The organism is Streptomyces sp. NPDC006296 (assembly GCF_040613235.1).
GTDB lineage: Bacteria > Actinomycetota > Actinomycetes > Streptomycetales > Streptomycetaceae > Streptomyces.
The window spans coordinates 87,956-106,686 of record NZ_JBEXRT010000010.1 but is presented as its reverse complement, the minus strand read 5'-3'; the positions used below and the strand labels follow the sequence as shown (position 1 = coordinate 106,686).

The 18,731-nt window shown below is 70.7% G+C and carries 17 protein-coding genes and 1 tRNA gene; 3 read left to right on the top strand and 15 right to left on the bottom strand.

Annotated features, from left to right (window positions below):
• Window positions 1-31: 31 nt before the first annotated feature.
• From rho to ABZ172_RS09755, 7 genes are all read right to left on the bottom strand, one after another.
• The gene (rho, locus tag ABZ172_RS09785) at window positions 32-2,068 is read right to left on the bottom strand and encodes a transcription termination factor Rho (protein ID WP_356882031.1); all 2,037 of its coding nucleotides are present in this window, start codon (window positions 2,066-2,068) and stop codon (window positions 32-34) included.
• Window positions 2,069-2,455: 387 nt separating this feature from the next.
• Window positions 2,456-3,373 carry a homoserine kinase gene (gene thrB, locus ABZ172_RS09780; protein ID WP_356882029.1) on the bottom strand — a complete coding sequence of 306 codons (918 nt, stop codon included), beginning with the start codon at window positions 3,371-3,373 and terminating at the stop codon, window positions 2,456-2,458.
• Between the two features lie 330 nt (window positions 3,374-3,703).
• Window positions 3,704-4,774 carry a threonine synthase gene (gene thrC / locus ABZ172_RS09775; RefSeq protein ID WP_356882027.1) on the bottom strand — a complete coding sequence of 357 codons (1,071 nt, stop codon included), beginning with the start codon at window positions 4,772-4,774 and terminating at the stop codon, window positions 3,704-3,706.
• 6 nt (window positions 4,775-4,780) lie between these two features.
• Window positions 4,781-6,133 (bottom strand): homoserine dehydrogenase, encoded by a 1,353-nt coding sequence (locus ABZ172_RS09770; RefSeq protein WP_356882025.1) that lies wholly within the window; start codon window positions 6,131-6,133, stop codon window positions 4,781-4,783.
• A gap of 95 nt (window positions 6,134-6,228) precedes the next feature.
• Entirely contained in the window at window positions 6,229-7,620 is a 1,392-nt protein-coding gene (lysA, locus tag ABZ172_RS09765; RefSeq protein ID WP_356882023.1) for a diaminopimelate decarboxylase, read from the bottom strand.
• Window positions 7,621-7,649: 29 nt separating this feature from the next.
• Window positions 7,650-8,717, bottom strand: coding sequence for an ArgS-related anticodon-binding protein NrtL (gene nrtL / locus ABZ172_RS09760; protein WP_356882021.1), 1,068 nt, complete (start codon window positions 8,715-8,717; stop codon window positions 7,650-7,652).
• Window positions 8,718-8,796: 79 nt separating this feature from the next.
• Window positions 8,797-9,270, bottom strand: a complete 474-nt coding sequence (locus ABZ172_RS09755) for a response regulator (RefSeq protein ID WP_356882019.1) — start codon at window positions 9,268-9,270, stop codon at window positions 8,797-8,799.
• A gap of 172 nt (window positions 9,271-9,442) precedes the next feature.
• Here ABZ172_RS09755 and ABZ172_RS09750 point away from each other — a divergent pair.
• Window positions 9,443-9,514, top strand: a tRNA-Arg gene (locus tag ABZ172_RS09750).
• Window positions 9,515-9,765: 251 nt separating this feature from the next.
• Here the strand turns inward: ABZ172_RS09750 and ABZ172_RS09745 are convergent.
• Genes ABZ172_RS09745 through ABZ172_RS09735 form a run of 3 tightly spaced genes read right to left on the bottom strand, consistent with a single transcriptional unit; the run spans window position 9,766 to window position 11,065 of the window.
• Window positions 9,766-10,140 (bottom strand): type II toxin-antitoxin system VapC family toxin, encoded by a 375-nt coding sequence (locus ABZ172_RS09745; RefSeq protein ID WP_356882017.1) that lies wholly within the window; start codon window positions 10,138-10,140, stop codon window positions 9,766-9,768.
• A complete protein-coding gene (locus ABZ172_RS09740; RefSeq protein ID WP_356882015.1) occupies window positions 10,140-10,394 on the bottom strand; it encodes a prevent-host-death protein in 255 nt (84 codons plus the stop codon). The genes ABZ172_RS09745 and ABZ172_RS09740 overlap by 1 nt, the downstream gene beginning before the upstream one ends.
• Window positions 10,391-11,065 carry an ATP-binding protein gene (locus ABZ172_RS09735; RefSeq protein WP_356882013.1) on the bottom strand — a complete coding sequence of 225 codons (675 nt, stop codon included), beginning with the start codon at window positions 11,063-11,065 and terminating at the stop codon, window positions 10,391-10,393. The genes ABZ172_RS09740 and ABZ172_RS09735 overlap by 4 nt, the downstream gene beginning before the upstream one ends.
• 190 nt (window positions 11,066-11,255) lie before the next feature.
• Between ABZ172_RS09735 and ABZ172_RS09730 the strand changes: the two genes are divergently transcribed.
• Complete coding sequence (locus ABZ172_RS09730) at window positions 11,256-12,128, top strand: helix-turn-helix transcriptional regulator (protein WP_356882011.1); 873 nt, start codon at window positions 11,256-11,258, stop codon at window positions 12,126-12,128.
• Window positions 12,125-12,331, top strand: coding sequence for a DUF397 domain-containing protein (locus ABZ172_RS09725; RefSeq protein ID WP_356882009.1), 207 nt, complete (start codon window positions 12,125-12,127; stop codon window positions 12,329-12,331). Before ABZ172_RS09730 ends, ABZ172_RS09725 begins: the two co-directional genes overlap by 4 nt.
• A gap of 557 nt (window positions 12,332-12,888) precedes the next feature.
• Here ABZ172_RS09725 and ABZ172_RS09720 read toward each other — a convergent pair.
• From ABZ172_RS09720 to ABZ172_RS09700, 5 genes are all read right to left on the bottom strand, one after another.
• Complete coding sequence (locus tag ABZ172_RS09720; protein ID WP_356882007.1) at window positions 12,889-13,959, bottom strand: fatty acid desaturase; 1,071 nt, start codon at window positions 13,957-13,959, stop codon at window positions 12,889-12,891.
• 80 nt (window positions 13,960-14,039) lie between these two features.
• A complete protein-coding gene (gene dapF / locus ABZ172_RS09715) occupies window positions 14,040-15,050 on the bottom strand; it encodes a diaminopimelate epimerase (protein WP_356882005.1) in 1,011 nt (336 codons plus the stop codon).
• A 113-nt stretch (window positions 15,051-15,163) separates the two neighbouring features.
• Window positions 15,164-16,072, bottom strand: a complete 909-nt coding sequence (locus ABZ172_RS09710; RefSeq protein WP_356882003.1) for a hypothetical protein — start codon at window positions 16,070-16,072, stop codon at window positions 15,164-15,166.
• A gap of 412 nt (window positions 16,073-16,484) precedes the next feature.
• The gene (locus ABZ172_RS09705) at window positions 16,485-17,339 is read right to left on the bottom strand and encodes a hypothetical protein (protein WP_356882001.1); all 855 of its coding nucleotides are present in this window, start codon (window positions 17,337-17,339) and stop codon (window positions 16,485-16,487) included.
• 641 nt (window positions 17,340-17,980) lie between these two features.
• A complete protein-coding gene (locus ABZ172_RS09700) occupies window positions 17,981-18,712 on the bottom strand; it encodes a hypothetical protein (protein WP_356881999.1) in 732 nt (243 codons plus the stop codon).
• Window positions 18,713-18,731: the final 19 nt, after the last annotated feature.

Here is an 18,731-nt window from a genome sequence, read left to right as displayed (position 1 = left end):
GGGGCAGTTCCACGGGGCTGGTGACACGGCGTCAGTCGTTGCCGCCGCCGTTGCCCGGCGTGGTCTTCTGGATCTGGAGCAGGAACTCCGCGTTGGACTGCGTCTTCTTCATGCGGTCCAGGAGGAGCTCGATGGCCTGCTGCTGGTCGAGCGCGTGGAGCACCCGGCGCAGCTTCCAGGTGACGGCCAGCTCGTCGGTGCCGAGCAGGATCTCCTCCTTGCGGGTGCTGGACGCGTCGACGTCCACCGCGGGGAAGATGCGCTTGTCCGAGAGCTTCCGGTCGAGCTTGAGCTCCATGTTGCCGGTGCCCTTGAACTCCTCGAAGATCACCTCGTCCATGCGCGAGCCGGTCTCGACGAGCGCGGTGGCCAGGATGGTCAGCGAGCCGCCGTCCTCGATGTTGCGCGCCGCACCGAAGAAGCGCTTCGGCGGGTAGAGGGCGGTCGAGTCGACACCACCGGACAGGATGCGGCCGGACGCCGGTGCCGCCAGGTTGTAGGCGCGGCCCAGACGGGTGATCGAGTCCAGCAGGACCACGACGTCGTGGCCCAGCTCCACGAGGCGCTTCGCGCGCTCGATGGCGAGCTCGGCGACCGTGGTGTGGTCCTCGGCGGGACGGTCGAAGGTCGAGGAGATGACCTCGCCCTTCACCGACCGCTGCATGTCGGTGACCTCTTCCGGACGCTCGTCGACCAGGACGACCATCAGGTGGCACTCGGGGCTGTTGACCGTGATCGCGTTGGCGATGGCCTGGAGGATCATGGTCTTACCGGTCTTCGGCGGGGCCACGATCAGGCCTCGCTGGCCCTTGCCGATCGGGGCGACCAGGTCGATGATCCGGGTGGTCAGGACGTTGGAGTCGGTCTCCAGGCGAAGCCGGTCCTGCGGGTACAGCGGGGTCAGCTTCTGGAACTCGGGCCGGCCGCGGCCGTTCTCCGGCGCCATGCCGTTGACGGAGTCGAGGCGGACCAGCGCGTTGAACTTCTCGCGGCGCTCGCCGTCCTTGGGCTGGCGCACCGCACCCGTGACGTGGTCGCCCTTGCGCAGGCCGTTCTTGCGGACCTGGGCCAGCGAGACGTACACGTCGTTCGGGCCCGGCAGGTAGCCGGAGGTCCGGATGAACGCGTAGTTGTCGAGGATGTCGAGGATGCCCGCGACGGGGATCAGGACGTCGTCGTCGGCCACCTGGACGTCGGTCGCGAAGTCGTCGCGGCCCCGGCGTCCCCGGCGGTCGCGGTAACGGCCCCGGCGGCCGCGGCGGCCGCCCTCGTCGTCGTAACCGTCGTCCTGCTGGTTGCCGCCGCCCTGCTGGCCCTGGTTCTGGCCGCCGCCCTGCTGGCCCTGGCGGCGTCCGCCGCCCTGCTGGCCACCCTGGTCGTCGCCCTTGCCGCGGCGGTCGCGCTGGCGGTCGCGGCGGTCGCCGCGGTCCTGCCGGTCACCGCGGTCGCCGCGGCGGCCGTCCTGGCGGTCGCCCCGACGGCCCTCGGCGGTGTCCGCCGAGGCCTCCGCCTTGGTGTCGCCGCGGTCGTCCGCGCGGTCCTGGCGGCTCTCGTGCTTCGCCTCGGACTTCTGCTCGGCGGGGGCCTCCGCCTTGGTGTCCGGGCTGCCCGCCTGCGCGGTCGCCCGGCGGCGGCGGCGCTCGCCGGCCGGCTGCTCGTCGTTGGCCGGCTGGCCCGGGATGTCGATCTGCTGCTGCGCGGCGGCCTGGTCGGCGGCGGGCGCGGCGGCGGTCTCCTCACCGGTGCGCGACTTGGACGTGGCGCGCCGCTTGGGCTTGCTCCCGGCGTCCGTGCCGGCGGACGCGGCGGCCTTGGAGGCGGGCGCGGAGGATCCTCCCGCCTGCGCCTCCTTGATGACCTCGATCAGCTGGCTCTTGCGCATCCGCGCGGTACCCCTGATGCCGAGGCCGGACGCGACCTGCTGCAGCTCGGCCAGGACCATGCCCTCGAGGCCGGTGCCGGAGCGGCGGCGCCGTGCGGTGGTGCCAGAGGCAGCACCTTCGGCGGGCGCGGGACTGTCGACGTTCTTGTCGGCAGTCACGCCCATCAGATCGGTGGTGTCGCTCACGAAGGGTCCTTCCCTGGAGCGGACGTCGGCCTTCTGGCTCGGCGACCGGTTGTGCTGTCCGGCTGCGGTCTTCGATCGTGTCGATCGCGGACCTTGCCGGGGCGGTGGTCCGCCGGGTACGGCGGAGAGACGAAAGTGCGGGGTTCCGGCGCGAGATCCCCCTGCTCGGCCCACTCCTGGACGAGCAAGAGGGTGTCGTGCCGGTTCCGGAGCGTGCTCGAAAGCTCAGGCAGGCTGCTCAGGCAGTCGGGGAGGCTCACGGAGGAGTGGTGGTCCCGGAAGGGGACACGAAGCAACGCGCCACGAAGACGTCGATTGCTGACTTGAGGTTAACACTACCGGCTCCAACAAACATTCCCCCTCTCATGCACCGGCAATCACGTGGGATCACGCGGCGAGCGGCAGCACGCTCGCCCCGCCGGCGTCGAGGGCGAGCCGGTTCGCGGCCCATCCCTCCCCCGCCAGCCGGGACACCTTGTCGGCCGACCCCTCGTCCGTCAGCGCGAGCACGGTCGGCCCGGCGCCGGAGATGACGGCGGGCACGCCGTCGGCGCGCAGCCGGTTCACCAGCTCGACGCTCCGCGGCATCGCGGGGCCCCGGTACTCCTGGTGGATGCGGTCCTCGGTGGCGGCGAGCAGCAGCTCGGGGCGCCTGGTCAGAGCCTCGACGAGCAGGGCCGCGCGACCGGCGTTGGCGGCGGCGTCCACATGGGGGACGGTGCGCGGCAGCAGGCCGCGGGCGGTCTCGGTGAGCACCGCGGTGGCCGGGACGAAGACGACCGGGACGACGGTGTCCGCGGGGTCCATCCGGATCGCGCGGGCGGCTCCCGCGTCCGTCCAGGCGAGGGTGAATCCGCCGAGCAGGCAGGCCGCGACGTTGTCGGGGTGTCCCTCGATCTCGGTGGCCAGCTCCAGCAGCGCGGCGTCGTCGAGGCGGGCCTCGCCGCCGGTCGTCACGGCACGCGCGGCGACGATCCCGGCGCAGATGGCGGCGGACGAGGAGCCGAGGCCGCGGCCGTGCGGGATGCGGTTGGCGCAGACGATCTCCAGGCCGCGCGGCTGTCCGCCGAGCAGGTCGAAGGCCGTGCGCAGGGAGCGTACGAGCAGGTGGTTCTCGTCGCGGGGGAGCGTCTCGGCGCCCTCACCGGCGATGTCGATGTGCAGCCCGGAGTCGGCGACCCGGACGACGACGTCGTCGTAGAGCCCCAGCGAGAGGCCGAGGGCGTCGAAACCCGGGCCCAGATTGGCACTGGTGGCGGGGACGCGCACCCGGACGGCGGCGGCTCGGAATGCGGGACCGGCCATCGGTTGGACGACTCTTCCTGTACGGCGGCGGGGATGTCGTGCGAGGTACTGCGACGTGCGTGGGGGTGCCGTTGCGCGGGGACGGGGGGATGCCCGGCAGTCACACGGCTGCTGCACCGCGGCGGATCCGGCGGGGCGGGCCGGTACAGCTTATCGAAGGAAGGTTCTGTGGCGACATAGGGCGCACAGGAGGCGCACGATGCGTGTCGCGCACCTCCTGTGCGCTCTTCGGCCGGGGGCGCGGCCGGGCCGGGGCGGACCGCCGGGGCGTGTCGCGACAGGAACGCCGTCCGCCCCGGAGGGCGGACGGCGGGATCCTCGGAGGACGCGTTACGCGAGGCCCAGCTTCTCGGCCGCGGCCGCCGCGTCGACGGGGACGGTGACCGGCTGCGGGGCGCCCGCGACGGCCCAGTCGGGGTCCTTCAGCCCGTTCCCGGTGACGGTGCAGACGATCCGCTGCCCGGGGTCGACCTTGCCCTCACCGGCCGCCTTGAGCAGGCCGGCCACGGACGCCGCCGACGCGGGCTCGACGAAGACGCCCTCCTGGGAGGCCAGGAGGCGGTACGCGGCAAGGATCTGACGGTCCGTCACCTCATCGATGAAGCCGCCCGACTCGTCCCGCGCGTCCAGGGCGAACTGCCAGGACGCCGGGTTGCCGATGCGGATCGCGGTGGCGATGGTCGCCGGGTCCTTGACGATCTCGCCCCGGACGATCGGCGCGGAACCGGACGCCTGGAAGCCCCACATGCGGGGGGTGTGCGTGGAGACCGCGTCGCCCGCGTACTCCTTGTAGCCCTTCCAGTAGGCCGTGATGTTGCCCGCGTTGCCCACCGGCAGGACGTGGATGTCGGGGGCGTCGCCGAGCGCGTCGACGATCTCGAACGCGGCGGTCTTCTGCCCCTCGATGCGGACCGGGTTGACCGAATTGACCAGCGCCACCGGGTAGTTGTCCGAGAGGCTGCGGGCCAGGGTCAGGCAGTCGTCGAAGTTCCCGTCGACCTGGAGGATCTTCGCGCCGTGGACGAGGGCCTGCCCCATCTTGCCGAGCGCGATCTTGCCGCGCGGCACGAGGACGGCGCAGACCATGCCCGCGCGCACCGCGTACGCGGCGGCGGAGGCGGAGGTGTTGCCGGTGGACGCGCAGATGACGGCCTGGGCGCCCTCCTCCTTCGCCCGGGTGATCGCCATGGTCATGCCGCGGTCCTTGAACGAACCCGTCGGGTTGGCGCCCTCGACCTTGAGGTGCACCTCGCAGCCCGTGCGCTCGGAGAGAACCTGCGCCGGGACGAGCGGCGTACCGCCCTCACGGAGTGTGACGACCGGCGTCGTACTCGTGACCGGGAGCCGGTCCCGGTACTCCTCGATGATGCCGCGCCACTGGTGGGTGCCCTTGCTGGTCATGGGTCCTTACTCCCCTTCAACACGCATGATGCTGGCGACACCGCGCACGGTGTCCAGCTTGCGAAGCGCCTCGACGGTCCCGGAGAGGGCCGCGTCGTGCGCCCGGTGGGTGACGACGACGAGGGACGCCTCGCCGTCTCCGCCCGCGCGTCGCCCACCGCCCTGCTCGGTGGCGCCTTCGTCGCCGCCGCCCGAATATCGGCTCTGCTGTCGGACCGTATCGATGGATACGCCCTGTTCGGCGAAGACCGTCGCGACCTGGGCGAGCACGCCAGGCTTGTCGGCCACGTCGAGACTGATGTGGTAGCGCGTGACCACGTCGCCCATGGGGCTGACCGGCAGGCGCGTGTACGCGGACTCACCGGGGCCGGTGGTCGCCCCGATGATGTTGCGGCAGACGGCGACCAGGTCGCCCAGGACCGCGGACGCGGTCGGCGAGCCGCCCGCTCCCGGGCCGTAGAACATCAGCTGCCCGGCGGCCTCCGCCTCGACGAAGACCGCGTTGTACGCCTCGCGGACGGAGGCCAGCGGGTGGCTGAGGGGGATCATCGCGGGGTGCACGCGGGCGGTGACGGACCGGCCGTCGGCGGCGCGCTCGCAGATGGCGAGGAGCTTGACGGTGCAGCCCATGCGGCGCGCGGAGGCGATGTCGGCCGCGGTCACCTCGGTGATGCCCTCGCGGTGCACCTCGCCGATCCGCACCCGGGTGTGGAAGGCGATACCGGCGAGGATCGCGGCCTTCGCGGCGGCGTCGAAGCCCTCCACGTCGGCGGTCGGGTCGGCCTCGGCGTACCCGAGGGCGGTGGCCTCGTCGAGGGCCTCGGAGTACCCGGCGCCGCTGGTGTCCATCTTGTCGAGGATGAAGTTGGTGGTGCCGTTGACGATGCCGAGCACCCGGTTGACCTTGTCCCCCGCGAGGGATTCGCGCAGCGGGCGGACGAGCGGGATGGCGCCGGCCACGGCCGCCTCGTAGTAGAGGTCCCGGCCGTGTTTCTCGGCGGCGGCGTGCAGCGCGGAGCCGTCCTCGGCGAGCAGCGCCTTGTTGGCCGAGACGACGCCCGCGCCGTTCGCGAAGGCGGTCGTGATGAGGGTCCGGGCGGGCTCGATGCCCCCGATGACCTCGATGACGACGTCGATGTCGCCCCGCTCGACCAGGGCGGTCGCGTCGGTGGTGATCAGTGCCGGGTCGATGCCCTCGCGCACCTTGGAGGGCCGGCGGACGGCGACACCGGCGAGCTCGACGGGCGCGCCGATGCGCGCGGCGAGGTCGTCGGCGTGCGTCGTCATGATGCGCGCCACCTCTGAGCCGACCACTCCACAGCCCAGCAGCGCCACCTTCAGCGGACGCGTACGCATCATCCGACCTCGTTTCTCATACTTCTGATGTGTGGACCAGTCTCACTCACCGGACGGGGGATTCTGCCACCCGTCCGGATTTTGAGATGCGAATTTCATCAGCCGACATCGAGACGCAGGAGATCTTCCTCCGTCTCCCGCCGGACGATGACCCGGGCCTGTCCGTCCCGCACGGCGACGACGGGCGGGCGCAGGGCGTGGTTGTAGTTGCTCGCCATGGAGCGGCAGTACGCGCCGGTGGCGGGCACCGCGATCAGGTCGCCGGGGGCGAGGTCGGCCGGCAGGAACGCGTCCTTGACCACGATGTCCCCGCTCTCGCAGTGCTTGCCGACGACGCGTACGAGCATGGGCTCGGCATCGGAGCTGCGCGAGACCAGCGCGACGCTGTACTCGGCGTCGTACAGCGCGGTGCGGATGTTGTCCGACATCCCGCCGTCGACGCTCACGTACGTCCGCAGGCCGTCGAGCGGCTTGATGGTGCCGACCTCGTACAGCGTGAAGGCGGTGGGGCCGACGATCGCGCGCCCCGGTTCGACGGAGATGCGCGGGGTCCGCAGACCGGCGGACTCGCACTCGCGGGTCACGATGTCGCCGAGCGCCTTGGCGATCTCGTGCGGCTCGCGGGGGTCGTCCTCGGAGGTGTACGCGATCCCGAGACCGCCGCCGAGGTCGATCTCGGGGAGTTCGACGCCGTGCTCGTCGCGGACCTCGGCGAGGAGCTGCACGACCCGCCGGGCGGACACCTCGAAGCCGGCCATGTCGAAGATCTGCGAGCCGATGTGCGAGTGGATGCCGATGAGCTCCAGGCCGTCCAGGGTGAGCGCCCGGCGGACCGCCTCGGCGGCCTGCCCGTCGGCCAGCGCGATGCCGAACTTCTGGTCCTCGTGGGCGGTGGCGATGAACTCGTGGGTGTGGGCCTCGACACCGACCGTGACGCGGATCTGCACGCGCTGGCGGGTGCCGAGCCGCTGGGCGATGTGCGAGACCCGGGCGATCTCCTGGAAGGAGTCGAGGACGATCCGTCCGACCCCCGCCTCGACGGCCCGCTCGATCTCGGCGACGGTCTTGTTGTTGCCGTGGAAGGCGATGCGCTCGGCGGGCATCCCGGCGTCCAGCGCGGTGACCAGCTCGCCGCCGGAGCAGACGTCGAGGTTGAGCCCCTCCTCCGTGAGCCAGCGCACCACGGCGCGCGACAGGAAGGCCTTCCCGGCGTAGAACACGTCGGCCTCCGTGCCGAAGGCGTCCGCCCAGGCGCGGCAGCGCGCCCGGAAGTCCGACTCGTCCAGGAAGTAGGCGGGCGTCCCGAACTCCTCGGCCAGCCGGGCGACTCCGATCCCGCCGACGGTCATCGCGCCCTCGGCGTCCCGGCCGACGGTGCGGGACCAGACCTTGGGGTCCAGCTCGTTGAGGTCGGTGGCCGGGGCGGTGTAGTGCCCCTCGGGAAGGACGTCGGCGTGACGGGGCCCGGCGGGGTGTGCGGATCGGCTCATCGTTCTGCTCTGCTCTCTCGAATCGCTCGTCAGAGGTGGGGGGGCGCGCTGATGCCGAGCACGAACAGGCCGCCTGCCAGCACCGTCCCGGCGGCTTCGGCAAGGGCCAGCCGGGAGCGGTGGGCGGCCGAGGGTTTCTCGTCGCCGGCGGGGAGCGGCGGGGTCGCGTCGTGGAAGTCGAAGAAGGCGTCCGCCACGGCCTCCAGGTGCCGGGCGACGCGGTCGGGCGCCTGCCGGCGCGCCGCCGCGGCGAGCACACCGGGGTGGTCCGCGAGCGCGGTGTGCAGCGCGGGCGCGGGGACGTCGGCGGACGGCTCGTACGCGCCGGTGACGCCGAGCCGCGCCCCCTCACGCACGAGCGCGCGGGCGCGGGCGTGGGCGTAGCGGACCAGGAAGAGCGGGTTGGACTCCCCCTGCACGAGCAGGTCGTCCCCGAGGGGCGCGTGATCGTGGGCGGCGGGCCGCAGCAGCCCCCACAGCGCGGCGTCCCGTCCGAGGCGGTCGAGCAGTCCGGCGGCGGTGGCACCGGCCGGGACGGGGCGGATCGCGGCGCTCTCGCCGGGCGCGTGCCGCGGACCGGTCCGGACGCGCAGCTCCTGCCAGCGGGGGTCGGGGGCGCCGGTGCAGCCGACGCTCACCCGGCCGCCCTGTGTCCGCAGCAGCCGCGCCACGCTCTGCGCGACGACCGCGGCACGGACCTCGCGCGGGTGGTGGAGGCGGTGCAGCCGGCCGGCCTCCGTGGTGACCCGGCCGTAGCGGAGGCCCAGCTCGCGGATCTCGCGGACCCGGGCGGCGCGCGCACCGGCGCCGGCGGAGGCGTCGAGGGTGAAGCTCAGGAAGCCGGGCCCGGTGATCTCGACCCGTCCGATCCCGGGCGCGCCGGCGACCCGGTCCCGCAGCAGTGCGGCGACCTCCCGTGCGGGGAGCGCGGCGGGGCCGGCCAGCTGGAGGGCGATCGCGCAGGCGTAGTCACCGCTGCCGCCCGGCCGGGTCCGCTCGACCCGCGCGTGCGCGGGCACCGGCGCGCGCAGGGCGCCCTCGTCGACCGCGCGGCGCACAGCGTGCAGCACGGTCCTGGAGAGATCTGCGGGGGTCACGGCACCAGCGTATGGGAGGAAGGGGGGCACTTCGCCAACCGGTTTCGCCATGCGGGCAGCGACCCGTCCGGCCGCGGTGTCAGCCGGCCGCGCTCCCGGCGCCCCGCCTGCGGCCGAGCGGCACGGAGTCCTCCCGCCGGGCCAACCGGCGCACCATGCGCACCAGCTCGCTGGGCTCGAAGGGCTTCGCCAGGAACGCGTCGACCCCGGAGAGCTCCCGGGGGCCGGTCTCGCCCGGGGTGCACGCACTGATGACGGCGACCGGCAGATGCCCGGTCCTCGGGTCGGCGCGCAGCCGGGCGGCGGTCTGCATCCCGTCGAGCCGGGGCATCATCACGTCGAGGGTGATCACGTCCGGGCAGACCTCGTGCACCAGGTCCAGGCACTCGACGCCATCGGCCGCGGTCACGACCTCGAAGCCCTCAAGCTCCAGGTTGACCCTGATCAGCTGCCGGATGACCTTGTTGTCGTCCACAACAAGCACGCGGCCGTACATGCCTGACACCCTTCGAGAGTAGGTCGACCGGAGGGGCTGCGTCCGGGTTTTGCCCACTTCCGCCCCCGGAGGGGGGCCGGGCGGCCCTCGTGTGTTCCGCCCGGAGGGGCTCCGCGTCCGGGCCGCCGGACGCGCCCCGGAGCGGCCGGGCGGCGCGGGTATATCCGTTCCCGGGCACCTGCCCGGAGCTGGTAGGGTTTCACTCGTCGCCGCCGAGCGCAGCGACAACGCCCCCGTAGCTCAGGGGATAGAGCATCGGCCTCCGGAGCCGGGTGCGCAGGTTCGAATCCTGCCGGGGGCACTTCTCAGGAAGTGCCGAAAAGACCCTCTCGCCAGTGGAGACACTGGAGTGGGGGTCTTTTCCATGTGCCGGGAAGCCGAGGTGGTCCGGCGCCGGGGAGCGGGACCACCCGGGGCGCTCGTATCGACGCACCACCCGGCAGTACAAGCACTTCTGACCGTCGAGGACATGCGTGCCTGGCGCCCCCTCCCTCCCACGTCGCGGGAGGCGCCCGGCACCTGATGCCCCTGCCCCGAGGTGCGCGGTACAGATCAGGCCCGCATGGTCTGTACGTCGTAGTGAGGGATCCAGGCGTTCCGGGTGATCAGGACCATCCTTTCGGCCTGCGCCTGCGCGACGAGCATCCGGTCGAAGGGGTCGGTGTGCAGCATCGGAAGACGGCCTGCCCGCACCCCGTGGGCGGCCGTGACCGGCACGCTGGTGAACAACAGGTCACGCACCTGCTCGGCCAGGTCCCCCGGCCCTTCGAACTGGCCGAGAAACTGCTTGATGGTGATCTCCCACGGGGACACCGCACTGACATGGACGGCGGGCTCGGTGTCGATCAGGTCCTTGATCCGGTCGGACAGTTCCGTGGCGTCGGCCATCCACCACATGACGATGCGGGTATCGAGCAAGAGTTTCATCAGCGCATCCCGAACGCTTCGGCGATGCTGCCACGCGGGTCGTCGAACCCGACGGGGATGCGGACACACCCCCGAAGCGAACCACGGCCCTGGCGGCGTACCGACGCCCGTGCGGGCAGCGCTTTCGGCACCGGTTCACCCGCCTCGCTGATCACGACCGGTCGGCCGTCGATCATCTGCGCCAGCGTGCCGGTGAACCGGGGCCCGGCGCTCGCCCCGCCGCGCCGACGGAACTTCTCCCGCAGCCACCTCACGACGGGCTCACCGGACCAGCCGCGGGACGACGTACGTCCACGGCACCCACTCCCCCGGTCCGTACCGTCACCGCCTCTCCGGCCTGCAGCCGCAGGGCGGGACCCTCGTCAAGGTCGATCACGACGAAGAGCCCTCCCGAGGCGTAGCGCTCGCTCCGTGTACTGCGGACCGTTCGCCAGGCACCTCCGGCCCGTACGCTCTGGCCGGCCCGGACGGTCACCGCCGCGACGTCCTCTTCCCCGGACACGGGCACGACGCCCGGGGCCAACACCTCGGCCCACACCGTCTTCCCGATGCCGGCCTGCCTCTCGTCCACGCCCCAGCGATGGGCCAGCGCCTCCACAAGGAGCAGTCCCCGACCCGCTGTCTCCAGCTCACCGGGCCGTCGCACCACCGGCCGTCCCTCCCCCGCGTCACTCACCTCCAGCCGCAGCAGCCCACCCCGTTCCCGGCACTCGATGCGTACGCCGACCATCCGGTCACCGGGCGCGGGGACCCGCAGCGCATTGGTCACCAGCTCCGAGAGCAGCAACTCCCCGGCCTCGGCGACCACCTGTCCCGCTCTCCACTCGCCGAGCTTGGCGCGCAGAACTGCTCGCGCCCTGGACACGCTGCTGCGGCTGCGCAGCAGCCGGAAGCTGACTTCGTGGCGTGCGGAGGGCTCTGACATGTCGCTCCTTGGAGATCCGCGATGGTGGGGGCGCGAACACCGGACGCCTGCATGACGTTCAGTGACTCACCGATCACAGAGTGCCCGTGCACTTCGTACTCGCGCAACGTTGAATGGGTCCTTGTCTCTCAATTCATCCCATCGTGCGTTTCGAGGACGCCGAACCTCCGCGGCTGGTAGGGAGTGACGTATGCCATCCGTCAAGCCTTCCACCGTCCTGGGGCGCCAACTCGGCGACGAACTGCGTCGCTTCCGCGAGCGAGCAGGGTTGTCCACAGCAGAGGCAGCCGAGGTCCTCGACTGCACCAAGGGCAAGATCAGCCGGATCGAAAATGGTCACGTCCCCGTCCGCACGCCCGATCTCATCGCCCTGATGCACGCCTACGACGTCGCTGAACCGGAGGCCCGCGAGCGCCTGGCATCGCTTGCCCGCACCGCGAACCGGCGCAGGCGCGAGGGCTGGTGGCATCAGTACGGCTCCGTGCTCGCCGACACCTACCGCGACTACATCGAGATGGAGACGATCTGCGACAGCATCAAGACGTTCCAGGTGCAGCTGATTCCTGGGCTGCTCCAGACCCAGGAGTACGGGAGGGCCGTGACGGTCGCCTCCCGGGCGTGGCAGACGCCGGAAGAGATCGAGCAGTTCGTGCAGGTGCGCCTGGCCAGGCAGGAGCGTCTGACCGGTGACGATTCGCTGGAGCTCTGGGCGGTGCTCGCAGAAGGGGTCCTTCACCAGCACGTGGGCGGCCGGACCGTGATGCACGATCAGTTGGAGCACCTGGCCGATCTCGCGGAACAGACCAACGTCACCGTCCAGGTTCTGCCGTTCTCCCGCGGAGCACATCCAGGTATGTTCGGTCCGTACCTACTGTTGAGCTTTCCACGAGTGTCGGCGCTCGATCTCGTACTGACCGAGACTCCGACCGGCAACATCTGGATGGAGCGGGATTCTGATGTCTCGCGGTATCGCCATCTCTTTGACGATGCTCGTACCTCAGCGTTGCCGCCGACGGACTCGCTCGGCCTGATCCGACGCATCGCCAAGGAGTACAGAACATGAGCCAGGAACGCGGTGCACGGTTGCGGATACTCGCCCACGCGACGTGGCGGACCAGCAGCTACAGCGGTGGGCAAGGGGAGTGCGTCGAGGTCGCCCCCGACCTCCCCGACCTCGTCCCCGTCCGCGACAGCAAGCGTCCCGCCGGCCCCGTCATCACCTTCGGCCACGATGCCTGGCACACGTTCGTCAGCGAGTTGCTCTGACCTCGGACATGTGCACCGCCCTGCACGGGCGGTTCCGGGACCTTGCCGGATCTCCCGGCGGCACCACGGTCCGCTGCCGGCCGACACCGAGAATCCGGACGACGGCCGCCAAGCGCGTTGTCCGGGTGGCGCGTTGACATCGGCCGGAGTCGGGGGACTTCTGACGTTCGACGACGCGTGGACACAGCTCACGGCCGACGCACAGGCCCGGTGGTCCACGCCGATGAGCCTCGATACGAGATGATCAGGAATTTTCATCCCGAGGAGAAGGACCACCGCCCTGCGGCGGCGTTCGGCCACCTGGGCTGGCTGAGCCGGAGACGTTCGTCCCGGGCCTGCGGAAGATCAGCCGGTGCCCGGACGGCCGCCCTTCCCCGGAGGTCGACGCAGTTCCAAAGCCGCGTCGAGCGGACGATTTCCCACCGGGCACCACACGGATCTGCCTACGGTCGACCATCGAGCCGTCCGTGAAGCCCTCTCCTGCGAGCAAGGTCCCGTAGTGCGCTGCACGGGGAATCTCGACTGGTCGACCTGTGGCTCGCGGCTGTGGCCTGAGGTCACCGTCCTCCATTCGCCGCCGCAGGGGCAGCAGCGCTCAACGCCTCGTCACGCGGCGCCAGCGCGCGGAAGTGACGGCGTACGACCGCTTCGTCGCCGAGCACCAGCCCACCCGGGGTGTAGGCCGGAGTGCCGAGGATGTTCCGTTCCAGAACCGGCAGGTAGTTCCAGCGGACGGCTGGGTGCGCGGAGTGCGCGTAGTGATAGAGGTCGCCGTACGGCAGCCATGTGCCCCGTGCCAGCAGCGCCCAGACCGCGTTGTCCGGGTACAGGCGCAAGCATCGGCCGCCCTCGACCACGGCGGGCGGCCCCGGCACGGTTTCGGCGTCCCACCAGCGGTGTTCGACGAGCAGGGACATCCAGGCGAGTTGCGGATACAACAGCAGACGGGGGACTGCGTACCCGAACAGCACCGCCTGCCAGCCTCCGAACGCCGTGATCGTCGCCGGTACGGCGACGAAGCCGGCCAGGCGCCACCAACGGCCCTTCCCCTTGATGATGTTGCCCGCGATACCCCGCACCGTGGCAGCGAAGCCCATGGCGGTGAACGGGAAGAAGAGGGCACGGAGGAAGCGCGATCCCGTGACCCCGTTCCGCAGGCCGGCGTCGCGCAGCTCCCGCAGGTTGGGGTCGGTGCCTGCGACGGTCGCGTTCGGGTGGTGTTCCCGTACATGCCGTCGGCGCCGGACCGGGACCGGCACGAAGCCCAACGGAACGTGGACGGCCACTTCACACAGCACGTTGCCCGCCCGGCCGCTGCGTGTCAGCACGCCGTGTACGGCGAAGTGGCTGACCTCCTGGAGGTGGCGGAGCTTGACCGCCCCGGCCACCGCCGCCGTGACCCATCCGAGGGGCCCGCCGTGCGCCGCCACGAGGCACCAGCCCGCCATCTCCGTCCAATGCCCGGCCACCAGCAGGGCCGGAGTGAAGTCGTTGGCACGCTCACGTTGCAGGGTGCGGATGTCCCGCAGAGTCGTCGGCGTATGTCCGCCCCGACGAGGACTGAACCACCAGCGGTCCACCTGCCGTAACGCCATGCCCACCGCGATGATGCCCAGCCACGTGACCACCGCTGCCCCCACAGTCTCCCGCCCGGCGGACCGCTGCCATGGCCGGAGGCCGCCGCGTGCGCCGCGATCGTGGAGTTCTCTCAGGTGGCGGCGGGGCTCTGCATGGTCATTGCGATGCCGGACTCATCCAGTACCTTGAGATTGTCGCTGTTCAGAGCCGCGAAGGCATTGACTTCGTCGATAAAGACCTCGCCGTCGTACTCCACGGGACCCGAGCCCAGCAGCACGGCAGGGTCGAGTTCGGCGGCGTACACCTTGGTGCCGTTGCCTTCCAGAACCGGCTGCCACTGTGCACCGCCGGTCTGCATCCAGCTGCGAGCGACTCCGCCCGGGTTGCGGACCACCACGGGCCGGTCGGGTTCCACCCGCCCCATGCGCGAGAGCACCGCGCGGGAGGCCGCGACACCCGAACCGCACGAGGGGGTCAGTCCCGCGCCGCGTTCGAAGGTGCGGATGAAGACCTCGGCCTCGGCGAGCGGCCGGACGAAGGAGACGTTGGCGCCGATCGGAAAGGCATCGGGAGTGTTGGCCACGCGCGTGCCCGTGGCCACGAGCTCGGCCTCGTTGTAGGCATTGTCGAGCACCGTGATCAGATGCGAGTTCGGTACGGCGAGCGCGGACACGTGCCGGGTGGTGTGGTAGGCGGGTAGCACCTCGTCGACCACCGGCCCACGGGCGCCGGAGACGATCGGTTCGGCCGGATCGAAGTCCACGGGAGGGAGTTCGACGGAGACCTGCCGGACACCGTGCGGGGTGGTGTCGGCCGCGCGGACCGTGAAGGAGTACGGCCCGGTGTGCAGGACGACCTGTTCCGCCTGGTAACGGTCCAGGAGCAGCCGCCCCGCACCGCGCATACCGTTGCCGCACAGCAGGGACGGGGAGCCGTCGGGGTTGTAGAAGTAAGCCTGCGCCGTTCCGTCACCGTTGTCGGCGATGAAGTACACGCCGTCACCGCCGAGGCCCCGGCGGCGGTCGCACAGTACCTCCACGGCCCGGGGTACGTCGGCCTCCGCGAAGTGGTCCCCCGGCGCCCCGTCGATGACGAAGATGTCATTCAGGCTGCCGTGCGTCTTGATGATCGAGAGCGCCATTGCGTTCCGTCCGTCGTCCTGCCGGCCCTCTCGGCCGGAACCACCTTGCTCGTGCCAGTCTAAGCGGTTGCCCTGTACGCGTCCGGTCTCCGCGCCCCGGCCCCGGGCGGTGGTCACAGCTGAGCGACGACGGCCCGGACGGCGTCCTCGTCCCAGTTCAGACCGGTGATCATCGGACGTGCCCGGGCTTCGTAGGCAGTCAGGGCAAACGGGGCCGAGGTGGATCCGTGGCCCCAGATCGACTCGAATCGGCCCACCCAACGCTCGACACTCTTGAAGTAGACGGACGAGCGACCGCGCAGGTACTCCGCGTCACCCTGCTCCTCCTCGACCAGGACTGCGGCCTTGGAGACGACGACGAAGTCGATCGCCTGGTCGGCTCGAAGGCGGTCCCGGACCGCGAGCGCGCACTGCACGCCCAGGGAGCGGTGGTGATCGACGAGCTGCAGAAGAGAGCGGCCGAACTCGGCCCGTGCCAGATCGTTCGCCCAGCAGATGAACAGACGCTGCACACTGCCGCCGGACTCGATGAGCTGGCGGTTGGCGGCCAGGTACTCCCTCCGCACGGTGAGGAGGTTCGGGTTCGTGGTCAGATCCGCGGCCAGGACCCGCTGTGGCTGCGCACCGGATTCGACGAGGACCCTGAAGAGCATGACGGACAGGCGCGGGACCTCGGATGCGTACACCTGCAGATGTCCGTCGGCGATCTCGCCGAAATCTGCGATCAGATCGCGCTCGAGGTGAGAACGGATCATGGCGAAGTAGCGGGCGTCGGCCATGTCCCGGTCATTCGCACGGCGTAACTGGATGTAGATACGCCGCAGCCACATGTGGTTGGCGATCATGAGCAGGAGCAGAACCGTCTCGACCGCCAGCACCACGTTGGTCAGGTTCTTCTGCTGCATGGCCCAGGCGATGACGGGGACGACAAGGCCGATGATGCCGATCAGGGCGTTGAGAACCTGTGAGGACAGTGCTTCGGCGACTCTGGTCCCCATGTCCCGGCGCGGCGGAGTCGTCATCCTGGATAAACCTCTCTCGTAGGGCTGTCGGCACGGCCGAAGGGCATGATCCCGGAGCTGCGGCATGCCGAACAAGGGGGCCTGCGGCGTGGGCCTGCGTGTCGGGTATCAGCGCTCCGCGGGAAACGGGACGCCGTTCTGGAGTTCGTTCTCCGCCGCCTGGATCGCCTCCCCGGGGCACTGCCCGGGCTGTGGTCGTCGACCACAGGCTCCCGGGGCGTGACCTGATTGTCGTCGATCCGCCGATACGCGTCGCCGACGGGCATCTCGTACGGCTCGGCCGCCGGCATGGAGCACATCCCGGAGCAAGGAGCTCGGCCTCGGAGTCCGCAGCTCAGGTGCCGGCCGCGGAGGCCTCGCCCGCCCGAAGGGGTGAGCGGTCGGAGGCTCCCTTCGAGGCCCGGTCCGCTGCCTACCGGCGCCTGACGACACGCCATCCACGGCCCGGCTGCGGGATCTTTGCCTGATCCACGGCCGGGGACTGCCCGTCCCGGACGACCTCGCCCACGATGACCTGGCCGGCCGGCTCGGCGAGGTGCAGGCCGGCGAGATGTGCCTTGAGCCTTCGGGACATGGGGCGGAAGGTCGCAAAGGTGAGCCCGCCGGACACGGCGGCACCGACCAGGGGAATGGCCTTCGAGACGGACTTGGCGAAGGTCTGCTTCGTCATCTCGACGCCGAGGTAACCGGCGATCTTCTTCACGACGGGGTAGAGGACCCCCTGGGTCAGTGCCTTCTGAGGCAGCTTCTTGGCGGCCTGCTGGGACATCGCCTCCGCCACCTTCCCCACGGCGGCGTTCGCGGACTGGGTCCCGAGCATCACTCCGAAGAAGAGTGTGAGCACGCTCTTGGTGGCGTCGTCGAGGTCCTCGTTGTCGACGGAGAACAGATCGGGCCAGCTGTAGAGGTAGGCGAGCTTCTGCGCGACCCGCAGCATGTGGCCGACGTACTGGGCCAGGTCGGCCGGCACGGTGGCGGGCAGGGCGATGAATCCGGGGATCCCTGCGGCTGCGGAGAGCGCGCTCACCTTGGCGGTCTCGTAGCGAATGGACTCGTTGGCCACCCTGTCCAGCACGTCAAGCGGGATACCCGCCGCTGCAGGGGTCTCTTCCAGCGCCCTGCGCACATCGTCTTCCGAGCAGTGCCGGGCCAGGGCCGTCCGGAGGTAGGCCTCCCTGTCGATCCGCACCCCCGGAAGCCTTGCTGCGCCGACCAGGAGAGCGGAGAAGCGCGACTCCGGGTTCTCGCTCACTTGTCCCGTGACCATGCCAGGAACGTACAGCAGACGGGTGACCCGTATCCCTCGAATCCGGCAGTGCGCGTGCGGATCAGAACCGCGGGAGCATGAGTCGGCGGATGTATGGGGCCGCGACCGCGCCCCTTCGTGAGGTGGAACCCCGGGCCGCCCCGAAGTGCTCCCGGCCCCCTCCCGGCGCCGCCGGGCTCCGCCCCGGGCGTGGCGGAGCCCGGGAGTCGTATCCAGCTCCCGGGCTCCTGGGGTTGCCACCCAATTGCGCTTGCCAGCACCGTTTAAGAGTGCGGATCAGTCGTCATACCGTCGCGTTCTTCCTTTGAACTACCGCGCCGTGGCAGAGGCGCAGGCCGGATTCGAACCAGCATTCAACGGTGTTCGTCCGTACTCGGTCGATCTGGCAATCGGCGGCGATACTGAAGCTGGAGCGAGAGTCTGAGATTGATCGCGGCTGCCTCTGCCGTGTTGGGCCACCCCGGCGTGTGGTGCCGGGGGGAGGACTCGAACCTCCACCGTTACCGCGTCTTCAGGCTGAACGTCAGTTTCAGCTTGCGCTCGTCGCACGGGGCGGACCTCATTCCGCCTCGTGCGGGGTTGCGCAGCCCCCACGCCATCGGCGCGGGGGCGTTCTCGGGGGTGCCGCCTCGCGTCCGGCGTCAGCCGAACAGGTAGCCGAACACCGCGTCCCCGACCCGCCGGTCGGTGACTTCGGCGCCGTTGGCCTCCTCGCGGGCGAACTTCACCGCGTGCTGGAGCTTCTCGACCCGTTCCAGCAGTTCGTTCACCCGTCGCGCGGGGAGCGCTCCGGAGAACTTCACGGTCGTCCAGTATCCGATCGGCACGTCCTCGTAGTACACGTCGACCTGGGCCGGGTGCTTCTCGGTCGCCTCGGCCTTGACGTGGTTGCGCGGGACCTTCTTCGTGCGGATCGTGCGCACCGGGTCGGTCTTCCACCAGTCGGTCGAGGGGTCGAGCGACCAGGACTCGGAGGCGTCCAGGACCGGGAGCTTCTTGACGAAGGTGTGCAGGTCGGTGAGCTGCTTCTCCAGGAAGAGCAGGTAGCTGACCGGGACTTCGGCCACGACCGTGCGGCCCTCGACGGTGACGTCGGCGCGGGCCGAGCAGTTGGCCCAGTCCTTCGTCGCCGTCACGTCGAACAGCCGGGTCAGCGACGCGGACATCTCACGCAGCGCCTCCTCGGCCTTGATCTGCACCCGCGTGGACTCGGGCGGAAGCTGCTCGCCCTCCTCGTCCTTCGGCTGGTACGTGCGCGAGATGCCGGCCAGCAGAGCCGGCTTCTGCACCTTGTGGTGGGCCGCGGTGATGTCCTGGAGCGACTTGCTCTTGACACCCTTCTCCACGGCGATGATCTGGTTGAGCTTCGTCACTTCGCCCCCTTCGAATACC

Bases quoted from the DNA above. Each gene is read 5' to 3' on its own strand.
- ABZ172_RS09770 (WP_356882025.1), bottom strand. From the start codon at position 6,133: ATGATGCGTACGCGTCCGCTGAAGGTGGCGCTGCTGGGCTGTGGAGTG.
- lysA (WP_356882023.1), bottom strand. From the start codon at position 7,620: ATGAGCCGATCCGCACACCCCGCCGGGCCCCGTCACGCCGACGTCCTT.
- thrC (WP_356882027.1), bottom strand. From the start codon at position 4,774: ATGACCAGCAAGGGCACCCACCAGTGGCGCGGCATCATCGAGGAGTAC.
- thrB (WP_356882029.1), bottom strand. From the start codon at position 3,373: ATGGCCGGTCCCGCATTCCGAGCCGCCGCCGTCCGGGTGCGCGTCCCC.
- ABZ172_RS09735 (WP_356882013.1), bottom strand. From the start codon at position 11,065: ATGTCAGAGCCCTCCGCACGCCACGAAGTCAGCTTCCGGCTGCTGCGC.
- ABZ172_RS09705 (WP_356882001.1), bottom strand. From the start codon at position 17,339: ATGGTCACGGGACAAGTGAGCGAGAACCCGGAGTCGCGCTTCTCCGCT.
- ABZ172_RS09710 (WP_356882003.1), bottom strand. From the start codon at position 16,072: ATGACGACTCCGCCGCGCCGGGACATGGGGACCAGAGTCGCCGAAGCA.
- ABZ172_RS09725 (WP_356882009.1), top strand. From the start codon at position 12,125: ATGAGCCAGGAACGCGGTGCACGGTTGCGGATACTCGCCCACGCGACG.
- ABZ172_RS09730 (WP_356882011.1), top strand. From the start codon at position 11,256: ATGCCATCCGTCAAGCCTTCCACCGTCCTGGGGCGCCAACTCGGCGAC.
- ABZ172_RS09745 (WP_356882017.1), bottom strand. From the start codon at position 10,140: ATGAAACTCTTGCTCGATACCCGCATCGTCATGTGGTGGATGGCCGAC.
- dapF (WP_356882005.1), bottom strand. From the start codon at position 15,050: ATGGCGCTCTCGATCATCAAGACGCACGGCAGCCTGAATGACATCTTC.